The organism is Natranaerobius thermophilus JW/NM-WN-LF (genome assembly GCF_000020005.1).
GTDB lineage: Bacteria > Bacillota > Natranaerobiia > Natranaerobiales > Natranaerobiaceae > Natranaerobius > Natranaerobius thermophilus.
Genome location: NC_010718.1, coordinates 2,584,884 through 2,600,157, shown reverse-complemented (window position 1 = coordinate 2,600,157; position 15,274 = coordinate 2,584,884). Strand labels below are relative to the sequence as shown.

Genomic DNA, 15,274 nt, shown 5'->3' with positions numbered 1-15,274 from the left:
TCAGCAGATTCCATAGTACTTGATGAGGTCGACATCATTAAGGAAGGGATGAACCTAGGAGGAGATCAGTAAATGACTGTTACCAATAAAGGAATGAAGTGCCGCCAACTTCTGACAGGCGAAAGCTGCAAAGAAGGCTCACCGCAGAAGAATAGTGCGGAACACGAAGGATATGCGGGAGTGCACAGTTCTTTAAGGATAACTGAAAACAACATCTCCAATGCAAACTTGTCGAAGGGGAATTTGCTAGAGGAAATTTTGGATAGAGACAACATGAATAAAGCATTCAAGAAAATAAAATCCAACAAAGGCTCTCACGGGATTGATGGGATGGGAGTAGATGAACTTCTACAATATCTCAAAGAAAACGGGGACCACCTCAGGCAAAGAGTCCTGGACGGTAAATACCGCCCTAATCCCGTCAGAAGGGTAGAGATACCTAAAGAAGATGGGAAGAAAAGAAAATTAGGCATACCTACAGTGGTAGACAGGGTAATCCAACAAGCAATAGCCCAAGTACTATCTCCAATATATGAGGAGCAATTCTCAGATAACAGCTATGGTTTTCGCCCTGGACGCAGTACTCATGATGCAATTAAGAAAAGTCAACAAAACATAAATGAAGGATACAAATATGTAGTAGATATGGACTTGGAGAAATACTTTGACACAGTAAACCAGAGCAAATTGATAGAAGTGCTATCTAAGACAATAAAAGACGGTCGAGTAATATCTCTTATCAACAAATATCTAAGAGCAGGAGTAATGATCAAACACACCTATAAGGATACAGAAGTTGGCGTGCCCCAGGGCGGGCCTCTTAGCCCTATCCTCAGTAACATAATGCTCCACGAATTGGATAAAGAACTTGAGAAAAGGGGGCACGAATTCGTCCGCTATGCGGACGACCTGCTAATCTTTTGTAAAAGCAGAAGAAGTGCCGGACGCACCTTGAAGAACATACTACCCTTCATCGAAAATAAACTATTTCTCAAAGTAAATAAAGATAAAACTGTAGTTGCCTATGTAGGAAAGGTAAGATTTCTTGGGTTTGGCTTTTACAGACATAAAGGAAAAGCCAGATTAAGAGTTCATCTTAAATCAGTTACAAAGATGAGAACGAGAATAAAAGAACTCACATCTAGAAGTTATGGAATAAGCAACGAAGCCAGAGCAAAGAAACTTAGCCGATACATTATGGGTTGGGTTAACTACTTTAAACCAGCTGATATGAAGAATCTGTTAATAAATACTGACAGTTGGATGAGAAGGCGTATTCGCATGATTTACTGGAAACAATGGAAGAAAGTGAGAACAAAATTTAAAATGCTCAAGTTCTTTGGAGCCAATAAATACAAAGCATGGGAATATGCAAACACAAGAAAGGGCTACTGGAGAATTTCCAATAGCCCCGTCTTATCCAAATCCCTTGGAAATGATGTAATCAAAGGATTTGGTTTCCTATTCTTTTCGGAATATTATCGACAAGTTAAAGCGTAAACTAGGAACCGCCGTGTACCGAACGGTTTGCTCGGTGGTGTGAGAGGTCGGTAGATAAAATAATTATCTACCTCCTACTCGATTAATTTTTTAGGTGAGTTTTATGAATCATTCAAAACTTCATTAAAATCGTCAATTTCTAGTACCCTAGATTTTTTATCAATTATTTCATTGTCTTTTATAAAAACAGTGGTAGGAACAGCTTCAATATTCAAAGTTTCACTAGTTTTAAAATCTTTATCGAATAAAACATCAAAATTGTAATCTTCTTCTATATCTTTAATAATATCTTATATTAACAGTATTTACCTTTATAATACCTTGACTAGTTATTTATTTACTTCGAATAGTCCTTTTCGGATTGTCACTGGGCATAAAACTGAAGCTTGATTAAAATGATATTTTAAATGTATAATAGTGTTAAAATATTTATCCGCTTAATTATTATTTAAAAAAGATTCTCTATGTAAAGGATAAAACTCTGTAAAATTTTGGAAACACAGGATACAGTAATCCAAATTTGAAATTTTGCTCTTTTAAAACTAAATTAAGCAGCGTGTTTTTCTCTAGCTTTTATGAACTTGCTTTCGTTGTAGGGCTCTTTGTTTACCCACATAGCAAAGAGTATCCTAACCCAAATATTAGCTAGAGTCCTTACAGCTTCATGATGCTGTTTACCTTCTTTGCGCTTTTTGTAGTAATAGTCTTTGGCCCAGGGGATCCACCTTGTAGTTTGTAGAGCGAACTGATGTAAAGCGTTTCGAAAAGGCTTAATACAAGAGTGTCGCCTTTTTACAATACGCATTTTGCCACTTTGATGGGGTACTGGTGAAGTTCCCGCAAGGGCCTGTACCACCGAGGCGTCAGCATAACGGCTGCGATCGTCTCCCCACTCTGCCAGCAGCCTCGGTGCAATTCGCTTACCGGCACCTGGTATGCTGTCGAAAATTTTACTGTCAGAGTGGGACTTAAAAAGTTTCTCGATTTCCTTGTCGTACTCATCAATATGTTCTAATAAAGGCTCTAGCTGATCTAGGATAGTAAATAAAAACTTAGACTTGGCAGAACAAATGGCTCTGTTTCCTTCTAAATTAGGTTTTTGAAGCTTTGTGAAGATCTCATTAGCTTTAGACGTAGGGTTAGGATGTTTTTGCTTTTTTAAAAACTTAAAGATCTCATCTCTACTAGCTTTTCGAGCCTGTTTTGGAGTAGGATATTTCCTTAAAAAAGCTAGAGAAACAGGTAGAGTTATTTTAGAAAACAATTCAAGAGCAACAGGGTAATATTCTTTCAGGGTTGAAATCAGTCTATTTGTTAACCTAGCACTTTCTTGTATAAGAGCTTCTTGATCTCTGGTGAGTACTTTAAGTTCTTGGATGTGTTCAGAATCAGGCTCTAGCTTATGTAAGTCATGGAGCTCTGATCTACCCATATTAGCTAGTATTTTAGCATCAATAAAGTCAGTTTTAGCCCCAGAAGCTTTTCTTCTAGCATCAACTAGTTTGGGGTTAACAGAATAAACAGTGAAGTTATTTTCTAAAAGATATTGGGTTAAAAGTCCATGTTTAGTTTCAATTAAGCAATAGAAGTTTTCAGGATCGTCATCATGTTTTAATAGCTTGTTTTTTAGAGTTTCAAAACCATCTTTAGAATGTTGAATAGTGAAGTTATCTAGTTCTCTACCATCGCCACTCATGACCAGGATATCATGTTTTGTATCAGCCCAATCAATCCCAACAAAGTACATTCTAAGACCTCCTTAAGGTGATGGTATTTAGTAGCAGAGGTAAGCCTTGTCTAGCATCAGTGCTCGAGGCACAACTTCTCTATAGTCCGTAACTGCTACTTATGGTATCCGGGGAAGACAGTTCTTTTTTAAGTAGTCGTACTAACTAGGGGTGTTTGGTCTTTCCCCGGATGGCCACCTTTACTTTATTATTACGTGATCCAAGAGGGGCTTTCCTGCCCTTCTATAAATAACTATAACAGACAAGGGGTGTATCAAACCTTGTTAAATTATCAGATTATACAGAAAATTCGAATAGTGTTGCGTAATATTTTTTTAGGATTACTATTGTTCATGTTGTTAGACTACACAGTAAATATAAAAAATTATGTATTAAAGTCTATCGATGGCTTTGTTGGTTTTTTTATTGCCGCTTTAGCTTTTATAGTGCTATTAGCTATGTATGTAGAATTTATCTTGAGAGACCAGGATAAAAAAGATGATAGGGCTTTTGGAGATAAAACCATATATGTTAAAGGAATAGTTCCGTTTTTAACTGTGGCAGTTATATTATCAATGACGTATATTATTTAATGCTCAGAATCATTTAGATACTTCCCATAAATAAAGGAGACCAAGAAAGGTCTCCTTTATTTTATACTCACTTTATTATCTAACCATTTCAGTACTGCCGCTAGAATTAAGCCGTAGATAGATGCTCCGATAAAGTTGGAAAAAGCTGTACCAAATCTTATGGGATAAGTTTGTTCTAGATCAAATAAAATTGTAAATGCGTATATAAAAAACCAAGATCCAACGCCATAAAGCCATCCTTTAAATAAGTTCCCTATACTTGTGATATAGGGGATTAGATAGGCAAATATTATTCCAAGTATTCCGGAAAATATAATTTGACCAACTTGGGCTACTATCATTTCTAAAAAATTTTGTGCATGAGTTCCATATATAAATAAAGCTGCCCAGTCGACAAAACGCATTGAAGTGGTGCCAAGGGAGTATAGGATATAGCCGGGGATATTAGCAAAGATGCTAGCGATAACTCCAGCTATAAAACCTCTTATTAATCTATCTTTAAGTAGCATACATATCACCTCTATCTTAATATTTGTTTTAATCGACAAATTAAAACATAAATAAATATTTTTTTAATTGTAGAATACCTTTTATTTTTCTATTCGAAAATTTTTTAATCTGAAATTGACATATACCAAAAACTGTGCTAAATTATAAATAACATATACCAAAAACATAATTGTGAGTTAAGTACTTTATGAGAGTCTGTTAAGTTGTTATGAAAAATAAGCTCACTTGCTCGCAAGATTTCAAAAGATTTGGCAGTCAAGCGGCATTATTACTATGTAAAAGCCAAAAAGTCCTATTACGATTAGAGTAATTAATCCCAGCAACTTGAGCAGGAGTAGACTGATTCAAAACATTGCTTGTCCTAACAAAGTTAAAAGCAAACACAAATACCGCAATCAACTTGTTGGCTGACTGGAAAGAAGCAAATCCTCTGCGTTGCTTAACCCAGCTTTTGAAAATCTGAAAAAAAGATTCAATTAAGTTATTAGAGATATCATCTTGAAAAGACTTGACTCTGATGTGATTAGAGTTTGGAAACAGAACTTTAATTGGAGCATTGTAAGCCCAATATCTATCTGTGACGATACTATGAGGTCGTCCAAAATGTTTCTTAGCATAGTTCAGCACTTTAAAAGCAGCCTGGCTATCTCTGTAAGGAGATAGATGAAATGCAAGTACAAATCTAGTTTCAGCATCAATAACAGTCCAGGCGTAGAATCTTTGGCCTTTAATTTTAATTACAGTTTCGTCAACATGCCACTCATCAGAAGAGTCTAGATCAATAGGTTTAAGATATCTAGAGATATAAAGAAAAAGAGGTGCAAACTTTTTAGTCCAGTCAGCAATAGTAACATGAGACACTTTAATTCCTTCACAATCAAGAAGGAATTGAGAGACACCTCTAGTAGAGCTGCCATTAATGAAGTACAGGTAAAGAGCTCGAATAATAGTATGAAGAGGATGTCTCATGTTAGAGAAGTCTACTTTGCCGTTAATATCAAGTTGCGAAGGTTCAGGAATACTTTGAGGTTTAGGGACATAGAAAGAATGATTACAGCTTTTGTCACAACACCTCAAATTAGAATAAAATTCATAGTCGTGATGTAAAAACGTAGCTTTCCCGCATTTAGGGCAAGAGGGATATTTGCGAGGCATATTAGGGCCTCTTTTATCCCCGCCTTTAGAAAGTGTCTTAGGTGCAAACTGACTAAAACATTCTTGACATTGATACTTTTGATGACCATGATTATCAAAACCAAACTTATAAAACTTGTCAGAGCAGTTGTTATTGCATCTAGGGCATACAACTTTAGTCATGAATCAGTCTCCTTTCTCCCGGAGGGTTTTGATTTCTGTCTAAAACTATCTTAACTCCGGGACGGAGACTGATTCAAATATCATATAACTTAACAGAACTCTTTATGAAGATAGGAGGGAAACAAATGATTGCAATAACTGCAAAAGGGGAAAATGCTGAGTCACCCATGGATGCTTATCTTGATCAACGTTTTGGGCGATGTGAATACTTTGTTCTTTATAGACAGAATGATGATGAAGTAGAAATATTGCCTAATCGAGCAAGGAATTCCGATAGTGGAGCTGGTGTCAGAGCTGCTCAATTGATAGCAGATCAGGGTGTTAAAGTGATTATCACTGGCAAAGTAGGTCCAAAGGCTATGAGAGCACTACAAGCTTCAAATGTAGATGTTTATACAGAAGCAACAGGAACGGTTAGAACTGCCTTGGAGGAATATCAACAGGGCCAACTCAAAATGGAAAAGTATCAATAGAATAAATATTAATTTTATATAACTTTTTAAATTAACAAACAATGAAGGAGGACAATTGTCATGAAAGTAGCAGTAGCAACAGAACAGGGATGTGTAGCCTCTCATTTTGGTAGATGTTCTGAATATACCATAGCTGAAATAGGCGAGGGACACATCGAAAATCAACAGGTAATATTAAATCCCGGGCATAAACCCGGCTTTTTACCTAATTATTTGTTTAAATTAAATGTTGATTGTGTCATTTCAGGTGGTATGGGCATGAAAGCCAGGAACTTATTTTCCGAGATGGGTATTGAGACCATCGTGGGAGTAGAAGGCGATGTAGATGAAATTTTAAATTTATATTTAAAAGGGGAACTTTTGGGGACGGAAGCTTATTGTGATCACTAAACAATATTATTTACTGAAGGAGGTGTCTTCATGCCAGGAGGAGATGGAACTGGTCCTATGGGTAGAGGGCCAATGCGTGGACGATTAACTGGATATTGTGCTGGATATGAAACACCTGGTTTTTCGTATCCAGGGTCTAAAAGAAACAAAGCTAGTGATACAAGAAGAACTGGTGGCGGAAGAAGAAGTGGTTTTCGCCACATGTATTATGCTACTGGCCTACCAGGATGGGCCAGGTCAGGGATGGTTGTAGAAGGTTTACCGGCCTATAATCAGGAAAGTGTACATGATGATTTCGATATGGACAGCGAAAGGGAAAAAAAGATTCTTAAAAGTCAGGTCAAAGCTTTAAAAGGCCAATTAAACAAAATCAACAAGCGAATAGAAGAACTCGAATCTTTACAGGAACAAAGCTAAATCCATTAAGCAGTCGGCAGGCATGATTGTCCTGCCGGCTGGTTTTTAAGTTTAAACAGTGGCAGCCAAGATAAAAACTGAGGAGGATCAGCATGAATATTACTATAGCCAGTGGTAAAGGTGGAACCGGAAAGACCTTTTTAGCTACCAATCTAGCTTATGTTTTGCATTTAAAACGACTAGAATCGGGCTTTGATTTTAATAGTCGAGTGACATACTTGGATTGTGATGTGGAAGAACCCAATGGACATTTATTTCTCTCTCCCACAGACGTTAAAAAAGAAAATGTTGAAATAACCGCACCAGTAAGTATTGATCAGGAAAAGTGTACTGGCTGCGGTGAGTGCAGCCAGATATGTGTTTTTAATGCACTAGTCTCCATTAATCAGGAAATTTTACTGTTTCCCGAACTATGTCATGCCTGTGGTGCCTGTAATTTGGCCTGTCCTAATTCAGCTATACAAGAAGGGAATCGGTCCGTGGGAACTTTGTTCCACGGCCGTGGTAAAGGTGTTCCCATGCATTATGGCGCTGTTAATCAGGGTCAGGGTGGCATGACGCCTAGAATGATCAAGGAGGTTAAGAAATTTGCCAATTGTGATATTAATATATTGGACGCACCACCTGGAACTGCCTGTCCAGCGGTAGAAACAGTTAAAGATAGTGATTTATGTGTACTGGTTACCGATCTAACACCCTTTGGTTTGCATGATCTCAAGTTATCAGTAGAGATGTGCAGAGAAATTGGAATTGAGCCAGTGGTGGTCATAAATAGAAGCGGCGGTGAAGACCCGGGAGTACATGACTATTGTCAAAGGGAAAAATTGCACATCATAGGTGAGATTCCCAATGACAGGAGGATAGCAGAGCTCTATTCCCGGGGTGAACTGGCTGTTGAGGAATTTAATGATTATCAGAAAATGTTTTCGAAACTTTCTTCCGAACTGTTGCAATACTTAAATTTACAAAAGGTGAGTATAGACAAAGGTCAAGTACAGGCTCAGGATCAGAACCAGGCCGCCCAGGATCAGTCCCGGCCCAAGGATCAGTCCTGGCCCCAGGATCAGCCCAAGGATCAGCCCCAGAATCAGTCCGAGAATCAGGATGGTAAATTAGATTTAGAACAGGATTATAAGGATAAAGGCTCCGGAGAGTTTCGTGAGCTAGTTGTAATTAGTGGGAAAGGTGGGACTGGAAAGACTTCCTTAACAGCCTCTCTGGTTTCATTGGCTAATAAGGCCGTTGTGGCAGATTGTGATGTAGATGCTTCAGATTTACCCTTGGTCTTAAATCCAAATATCATGGAGCAGGGAGATTTCAGCGGTGGATACTTGGCTCGGATTGATAGCAATGAATGTAGTGGTTGTGGTAAATGTTATCAGGTATGCCGCTTTGCAGCAATAACATTTCAAGAAAGAGAGGGGGAAGATAAACAAAAATATCAAATTGACCCTCTCAACTGTGAGGGCTGTGGTGCTTGTCGCTTGGTGTGTCAAAGTGACGCTATCAAGTTGGAGCCAGCAATTAACGGCGAATGGTATAAATCGAAAATTTCTCAAGGAGCCATGTCCCACGCTCGTTTAGGTATTGCTGAAGAAAATTCGGGCAAATTAGTTACATTGACCCGAACAAAGGCCAAAGAACTTGCCAGCTTTGATAACGTCACGGAGGGATTATTGGATGGATCCCCTGGTACCGGATGTCCAGTGATAGCATCATTAACAGGTACTGAATATGCCGTGGTAGTTACTGAACCAACTGTTTCTGGACTACATGATTTGGAGCGGGTTCTGGAATTGTGTAGTCACTTTCAAGTTCCTGCAGGTGTGATAATTAACAAGTACGATATCAATAAAGAAATGACTGAGACCATTATTAACAGAATAGAGGAATTGAATGTTAATTATTTAGGCTGTTTACCTTATGACGAACAGGTTACTGAAGCCCAGTTAAAGGGGCAAACCATTGTAGACTATAATACTCATTGTGATACCTCAAAAAAAATCAAAGAAATTTTTTCTCGTCTGAGCTCTGAAGTCCAGAAATACTGAAGTTCTGGTTGCTGAAATGCTGGCCAGTGCTGGATTGTGATTCGAAAAATATTGTAAAAGTTTCTAATATTAAGATTCACTATGATATAATAACGAAATGAAATTATCACCAAGGGAATATTAACTTATAAAGGTGGTGTAAAAATGCCCAGACCTCCTAGAAAACGTACGGTAGAGTTTGTTCCAGAGATTAATTACTTTAAGCCTGCAGGTGTTCCTCTGCGAGAATTACAAGAGGAAGTATTAAACGTAGATGAGTTGGAAGCGGTTCGTTTAAAAGATATTGAGGGCCTGGACCAACAAGATGCAGCTAAGAAAATGAATGTATCCAGATCAACCTTTCAATTAATATTGACCAATGCCAGAGAGAAGATTTCCAAAGCTTTGGTTTCCGGAAAAGCTATTCGGATAGAGGGTGGTATTTACCAGGTTCGTGATTGTCAATGTGGATGTGAACAGCATAGGCATAGAGGAGGACCTAAAAGCTCCTAGGACTAAATGCTAAGTTTTAGATCAAATATTAGCTAAAAAATAGTCATGTAAAGAGGTGTAGACAGTGAGTTCTATTTTTGGACCAGTACCATCAAGAAGGCTCGGAAGGTCATTAGGTATTGATCTCGTTCCTTTCAAGACTTGTAGCTATAATTGTATTTATTGTCAATTGGGTTCAGATCAAGACACTACCATAAACAGAGATTATTATGTTTCCCCGAAAGTTGTATTGTCTGAATTCACAGAAGTGATTAATAAAAAGTTAACAGGTATTGATTATATTACTTTTTCCGGAAGTGGTGAACCAACACTTCATAAAGGAATTGGTGACATAATTGCCAAAGTTAAAGAAATTTCAAATTTACCTGTAGCCGTTATAACTAATGGTTCTTTACTAGACAATCCAAAAGTAAGGCAAGATTTAAGTCGTGCAGATTTAGTTATGCCATCTCTAGATGCGGCAACTAAAGATGTCTTTCAGAAAATTAATTGCCCTCACCCTGATATTGAATTTTCTCATATGGTTGAGGGCATTAGTGAATTTTGTGATGAGTTTCAGGGCATCACTTGGCTAGAAACTTTTCTGGTTGATAATATAAATGATGATGTTGATAATTTAAATAAGATTGTAGAGATGCTAATGCAAATTAAGACAAACAAAATTCATATTAATACTGTTGCCCGGCCACCAGCCATGGATAATGTTAATCCATCATGGGCTTGTGACAAATTGCGTCAAAAGCTAATAGAAGCGGGTAAAGATTCACAACGGGTTGAAATAGCTGAACCCAATAACCCTAATATAAAAAATGAGTCTGATGGCGAGTCTGATTATGAAAGACAAGCTAATCTTATAACTAAACATGACGATTCGATTAGAGCTCAGATAATCAAAGCATTAAAACGTCGCCCTTGTACTCTAGAGGATTTGACAACAGTTTTGCAGGTTCATCCTCAGGAAATAATTAAAAGTTTAGATGCATTGTTTAATGAGAATCAGATAGAATCCGGTTATCATCATGGGACAGTTTTTTATGAGTATCAAAACTAGCATTTTAAGTGAAATTGTAATTTATAGTTATCAAAATTTGTTCCTAATACAAATTATTAAATAATAAAAGATAAAAAATTAACATATCTATTGTTAAAATTCAACTAAATTAAAGCTCAAATCCAGGGATTCAGCGGAATGAGTAATACTCCCTGAAGAAATATAATCAACACCTGTTCTGGCTATTTCTGAAATATTGTCACTACTGATATTTCCCGAGGCCTCCAGAAGTACTTTACCAGAGAGCTTTTTTGTAATTTGAACTAATTGATTTGTTGACATATTATCTAAAAGGATGATATCTGCCCCGTGTTGATAAGCTTCTTCTGCTTCCTTTTGGTTGGTAGCTTCCACCGATATTTTGACCATAGGGCCTACTGTGTTTTTAACTCTTCTAATCGCTTCCGTGATAGATCCGGAAGCTTTTTTGTGATTGTCTTTGATCATAACACCATCATAAAGCCCCATTCTATGATTTGTACCACCGCCCATTCTAACAGCATACTTTTCTAGTGGCCTAAGTCCTGGGGTGGTTTTACGAGTATCTAAAAGTTCACAAGAATAGGGTGTGATTAGATCTACTAACTTCCTGGTTTCTGTGGCAATGCCGGAAAGGCGTTGATAAAAATTCAGGGCCAACCGTTCAGCTGTTAAAATGGGCGCTAAAGGCCCTGTCACTTGCATAATATCCTGGCCTGATAAGACTCTTTGACCGTCCGGTATAAGTATTTGGCAGTTAATCTGATCAGATAACTTTTGAAAAACTCTTGTTACAACAAAGCTACCAGCTAAGATTCCTTCTTCCTTGGCAGTGATCATTCCTGTCCCTTGCTTCCCTTGTTCCCCTTGGTTGAATGTGGAAGAATTTAAATGATCACCTTGATTGTCGCTTGAGAGATCATTATTATAGTTCACAACAGCCGAAGTGGTCAGGTCTGAGCTGCTTCCCAAATCTTCTTCTAAGGCCCTGTCAATCACTTTATCTAACCAGTCTATACGAACCATTGTCATATTTAAACCATCCTTTCGAAATATTGTAAGCTTGTCTAAACAAAAATTTATCAGGGTTTTGTTCGGGTATTTGAAGATACTCCCTTCTTTTGTGTACACCCCTATTTTCTCTGCGTCTCAGCGAGGCTTCTATAATTTTTTTTGCCAACAGGATTACTTTGGGAAGGGGAGATAACTGCAAATTATGCTGTTGCAGTTTTTGTAAGTTTTTTGGCAGTGACTTAAAATATTCTTGCTCCAAGGTTTTTAGCTGAATTAAACCTTCTTGTAACTTGCTTTCATCTCTGATTACTCCTGCCTTTGTCCACATAATGTTTTGAATTTGAGCGATAAATTTTTGGTTAAAATCACTATCATGAAAAAAGACATCTTTATCATTGTCCGTGAGATGTTCGACAGCCTGGGAAAAGTTTTTTTGAATTTGTTTTATAAATTTATTTTTTTCATGATTATTAAATAAAGTTCTCTCTGAACTATTTGATCTGGATTTTTCTTTATAGTGAAGATGTAACTCTAAAGCTCGTTTCCCAGCCATGAATCCAAAGAAAGCACCTTCCAGAAGAGAGTTACTGGCAAGTCTATTGGCGCCATGTACTCCCGAGGACGTTGCCTCTCCAGCGGCAAATAATCCCTTGATGCCGGTCGAAATACCAAAAGGGGTTAAAATACCTCCTATGGTGTAATGAGCTGCCGGAGTGACGGGAATCCGATCCCTGGCCAAGTCTAATCCATATTTTTTTAGCATAGATGAAATTCCCGGGAATCTTTGTTCAACATAGCCGGTATTTAGATGTGTAGCGTCTAGATACACCCTTGATCCAGCTTGTTGATACTGATAAATGGTTGCTGATACTACATCACGAGGCGCCAGTTCTTCTAAAGGATGTACTCCATCCATGATTCTTCGGCCTGTATCGTTAATTAATAGGGCCTTTTCACCTCTGACTGCCTCTGAAATTAACGGATATTGATTTGTAAAAGCAGGATAATAATAATTGCTTGCAGGATAATGGTTTGTTTCTTTTCCCTGGGAAGGTATATCTTTAATTTCTAGCCCAGTGGGATGGAATTGAACAAATTCTAAATCTGCCACTGTAGCTCCTTGTAATAATGCTTCACCAATGGCATCACCTAGGGCCCCTGGTTGATTGGAAGTCTTTTCAAATAAACCTCCATAACCCCCAGTTGCCAAAATAGTACTATCAGAGAAAAATAGATGGAATTCACCTTCATCATCAAGAGTAATAGCTCCCATGCAGGTACCTTGTATTACTAAAAGTTTTAGTAGTTTGTGGCAGTTAAATCTGGCAATATATGGGCAATTTATAATTTTGTCCGCTAATTTCACTGCTATTTGCTGACCGCTACGATCACCTCCGCATCGTAATATCCTACGGTAAGAATGTGCTCCTTCTTTGGCCAGTTTGTAATCCCCACGCTGGTCTTTATCAAATTCAACACCCAACTGTTCAAGTTGATCAATTGTTTCTGGTCCACCTTCTGCAAGCATATGAACAATATCCGGGTTGGTGAGACCCGAAGATGCCTGTAAAGTATCTTTATAATGTTGGTACGGGCTGTCTATATCTTTAAGGGCGGCAGCTATGCCGCCCTGGGCTAGGTAAGTATTGGTCAGGGATTCATCTCCTTGAGAAATCAAAGCTGTAGCTGTTTCACATTCTTGCCCTTTTTTTAGCCCTGCCTTTAAAGCGGCACACATGCCGGAAATGCCTGAACCTAGAACAATAACGGGAAAATGGTGTATTGAAATTATTGCAGACATAAAATCACTCCAATTACTCCTAAACTTCTACTAATACTAATCTTTTTCCTAATCTTATTCCTAATCCTACTTCTGAAATTAGTATAAAACTAATCCTAAAGCCTATCGTGATCTATCTATTCCAAGTTCCTAATGTAATCGTTACTGTTTTTATTGTGTAGCTCTCAACATGTTATTCAAGGCTTGATATGCCTTGACCCGCGTTTCTTCCGCTACTTCTATTTCTGGAGCCAAGTTTTTTAAGGAGTGGAGCACTTCCTGAGGTGTGATTTTTTTCATATTAGAACAGAAAAAGCTTGGGCTTAGTAGATAAAAGTTTTTAGCGGGATTTTCTCTCTTCAACCGATGAACTAATCCTTCTTCTGTTCCGATAATCATAGTGGAATGTTCTGTTTCTCTGGCGAATTTCACCATACCTCCAGTGCCCATGATATAATCGGCTGTTTCTTTAATTTCGTGAGGACATTCAGGATGTACTAATATGGGTGCTTCAGGATAATATTTTCTCGTCTCTTCTATTTCTTCAGTAGATACTCGTACATGGGAAATACAATAGCCATTCCATGGAATCACCTGTTTATCGGTATATTTAGATACATAATCAGCTAGATTTTGATCTGGTAAAAAGATAACAGAATCAGAATCGAGGGAATTAACTACATCCACTGCATTAGATGAAGTACAACAAATGTGGCTTTCAGCTTTAACTTCGGCACTGGTATTAACATACGCCACTACAGGGGTTTCAGGAAACTCTTTCTTTATCTCTCTAACCTGTTCTGGACTAGCCATGTCTGCCAGAGGACATCCTGCATTATTGTCTGGGATAATCACCTGTTTTTCCGGTGCCAGGACTTTAGCTCCTTCTGCCATGAAATGAACCCCACAAAATATAATCACTGAACTATCCACTTCCCGAGCTGTTTTACAGAGTTCAAAGGAATCTCCTACGAAATCTGCTACTTTTTGAACTTGGGGAAGTTGGTAATTATGAGCCAAGATGATGGCATCAACCTGTTTTTTTAAGTCGCGGATTTGCTTTAAAACTTCCTCTTGACTAGTATTAAATTTATTCATAGTTCACCTCTCCCTTGTATAATTAATTGAGTTTATATATGAAAAGAAAGTTATCACTTTCTTAGTTAATGACTGTCCTATGCATGTAAACACAAATGATTTACACCTGTCTTTACACTTCATCTTAAAAAAAGGAGCAAGCTCCTGAACAGGGCGCTCTGACTTGATTGTTCAACTGCATTCAGCTACAGAGCTAGCCATCTTCTTTGACTAGAAAATTTCTTTCCTTTAAGACTGTTTTGATTTCCTGAGCCGCTTCTTGACTGGGGACTTCTATAGTATGCAAATGAACACCCTGGGTTAGGGTAGCCAGCGGATTTGCCTGGGTATTTTCTAGTTTATCTAAAAACATTTGCACATCTCTACGGGATTTCACCATTAGTTGTCCCTTAAGCTCACCATAGATAGGATGTTCCACCATGACATCTAAAATTGTTCCTCCCAAATCAACTATGGTTTCTAATTCCTCCTTAATATCCTCTCGTTCGTGTTTGCTGGCGATTGTTATGATATGGCTATTTTGGGAATCCTTTTCAGATTGATTGATATATCCCTGGGGAGTTGCCATGATTTGATATCCCTGGGCCCTTAACAAAGCAATATCCTGAACTATCACTTGTCTACTGACATCAAACTTTTCACCCAATTGGCTCCCTGTCACTGGAGTTTCTGCAGACAGCAGGTTTAGGATTTGTTTCCTTCTTTGTTCTGCATCCATTGTCCATCCCTTCCTAACTTTTAAATTTACACCTATCTTTGGATTTACACCTGTCTTGACATCTGTATTAAAATTAACAGATTTTTTGAATCAGGTCAACTCAGGAATATCGTGGATTTAATTGTTAGCACATGGTTACAGTGTTAAACAGTAACTATATTAGA

At 37.9% G+C, this 15,274-nt stretch carries 16 protein-coding genes; 8 read left to right on the top strand and 8 right to left on the bottom strand.

Annotation, left to right across the window (positions count from 1 at the left end; all coding sequences use genetic code 11):
• Window positions 1-72: 72 nt before the first annotated feature.
• Window positions 73-1,500, top strand: a complete 1,428-nt coding sequence (gene ltrA / locus NTHER_RS12305) for a group II intron reverse transcriptase/maturase (protein WP_012446632.1) — start codon at window positions 73-75, stop codon at window positions 1,498-1,500.
• Between the two features lie 101 nt (window positions 1,501-1,601).
• Here the strand turns inward: ltrA and NTHER_RS16560 are convergent, their stop codons facing one another.
• Both NTHER_RS16560 and NTHER_RS12300 read right to left on the bottom strand, forming a co-directional pair.
• Window positions 1,602-1,715: a thioredoxin domain-containing protein gene (locus NTHER_RS16560; RefSeq protein ID WP_462476420.1), complete on the bottom strand. Its 114-nt coding sequence runs from the start codon at window positions 1,713-1,715 to the stop codon at window positions 1,602-1,604.
• Between the two features lie 332 nt (window positions 1,716-2,047).
• Window positions 2,048-3,247: an IS110 family RNA-guided transposase gene (locus NTHER_RS12300; RefSeq protein ID WP_012448837.1), complete on the bottom strand. Its 1,200-nt coding sequence runs from the start codon at window positions 3,245-3,247 to the stop codon at window positions 2,048-2,050.
• Window positions 3,248-3,544: 297 nt separating this feature from the next.
• On the opposite strand from NTHER_RS12300, the gene NTHER_RS12295 reads away from it, so the two are divergent.
• Window positions 3,545-3,820, top strand: a complete 276-nt coding sequence (locus tag NTHER_RS12295) for a hypothetical protein (RefSeq protein ID WP_158438275.1) — start codon at window positions 3,545-3,547, stop codon at window positions 3,818-3,820.
• 56 nt (window positions 3,821-3,876) lie between these two features.
• Here the strand turns inward: NTHER_RS12295 and NTHER_RS12290 are convergent, their stop codons facing one another.
• Together NTHER_RS12290 and NTHER_RS12285 are read right to left on the bottom strand one after the other, a co-directional pair.
• Window positions 3,877-4,329, bottom strand: coding sequence for a hypothetical protein (locus NTHER_RS12290; RefSeq protein WP_012448835.1), 453 nt, complete (start codon window positions 4,327-4,329; stop codon window positions 3,877-3,879).
• Window positions 4,330-4,585: 256 nt separating this feature from the next.
• Window positions 4,586-5,647 (bottom strand): IS6-like element ISNth1 family transposase, encoded by a 1,062-nt coding sequence (locus NTHER_RS12285; protein ID WP_012447151.1) that lies wholly within the window; start codon window positions 5,645-5,647, stop codon window positions 4,586-4,588.
• Between the two features lie 125 nt (window positions 5,648-5,772).
• Between NTHER_RS12285 and NTHER_RS12280 the strand changes: the two genes are divergently transcribed.
• The 6 genes from NTHER_RS12280 to NTHER_RS12255 all read left to right on the top strand — a co-directional run bounded on the left by NTHER_RS12280 (window position 5,773) and on the right by NTHER_RS12255 (window position 10,521).
• Window positions 5,773-6,120 (top strand): NifB/NifX family molybdenum-iron cluster-binding protein, encoded by a 348-nt coding sequence (locus tag NTHER_RS12280; protein ID WP_012448834.1) that lies wholly within the window; start codon window positions 5,773-5,775, stop codon window positions 6,118-6,120.
• 60 nt (window positions 6,121-6,180) lie between these two features.
• The gene (locus NTHER_RS12275; RefSeq protein WP_012448833.1) at window positions 6,181-6,510 is read left to right on the top strand and encodes a NifB/NifX family molybdenum-iron cluster-binding protein; all 330 of its coding nucleotides are present in this window, start codon (window positions 6,181-6,183) and stop codon (window positions 6,508-6,510) included.
• 30 nt (window positions 6,511-6,540) lie between these two features.
• Window positions 6,541-6,927 carry a DUF5320 domain-containing protein gene (locus NTHER_RS12270; protein ID WP_012448832.1) on the top strand — a complete coding sequence of 129 codons (387 nt, stop codon included), beginning with the start codon at window positions 6,541-6,543 and terminating at the stop codon, window positions 6,925-6,927.
• Between the two features lie 92 nt (window positions 6,928-7,019).
• The gene (locus tag NTHER_RS15385; protein ID WP_012448831.1) at window positions 7,020-8,978 is read left to right on the top strand and encodes a nucleotide-binding protein; all 1,959 of its coding nucleotides are present in this window, start codon (window positions 7,020-7,022) and stop codon (window positions 8,976-8,978) included.
• A gap of 144 nt (window positions 8,979-9,122) precedes the next feature.
• The gene (locus NTHER_RS12260) at window positions 9,123-9,470 is read left to right on the top strand and encodes a DUF134 domain-containing protein (protein ID WP_012448830.1); all 348 of its coding nucleotides are present in this window, start codon (window positions 9,123-9,125) and stop codon (window positions 9,468-9,470) included.
• 64 nt (window positions 9,471-9,534) lie between these two features.
• The gene (locus NTHER_RS12255) at window positions 9,535-10,521 is read left to right on the top strand and encodes a radical SAM protein (protein ID WP_012448829.1); all 987 of its coding nucleotides are present in this window, start codon (window positions 9,535-9,537) and stop codon (window positions 10,519-10,521) included.
• Window positions 10,522-10,614: 93 nt separating this feature from the next.
• Here the strand turns inward: NTHER_RS12255 and nadC are convergent, their stop codons facing one another.
• From nadC to NTHER_RS12235, 4 genes are all read right to left on the bottom strand, one after another.
• Window positions 10,615-11,532 carry a carboxylating nicotinate-nucleotide diphosphorylase gene (gene nadC / locus NTHER_RS12250; RefSeq protein WP_012448828.1) on the bottom strand — a complete coding sequence of 306 codons (918 nt, stop codon included), beginning with the start codon at window positions 11,530-11,532 and terminating at the stop codon, window positions 10,615-10,617.
• On the bottom strand, window positions 11,501-13,315 hold the full coding sequence (locus NTHER_RS12245) for an L-aspartate oxidase (RefSeq protein WP_012448827.1): 1,815 nt from the start codon (window positions 13,313-13,315) through the stop codon (window positions 11,501-11,503). Before NTHER_RS12245 ends, nadC begins: the two co-directional genes overlap by 32 nt.
• 150 nt (window positions 13,316-13,465) lie before the next feature.
• Window positions 13,466-14,392 (bottom strand): quinolinate synthase NadA, encoded by a 927-nt coding sequence (nadA, locus tag NTHER_RS12240; RefSeq protein WP_012448826.1) that lies wholly within the window; start codon window positions 14,390-14,392, stop codon window positions 13,466-13,468.
• Between the two features lie 193 nt (window positions 14,393-14,585).
• On the bottom strand, window positions 14,586-15,110 hold the full coding sequence (locus tag NTHER_RS12235) for a transcription repressor NadR (protein ID WP_012448825.1): 525 nt from the start codon (window positions 15,108-15,110) through the stop codon (window positions 14,586-14,588).
• Between the last annotated feature and the right edge of the window lie 164 nt (window positions 15,111-15,274).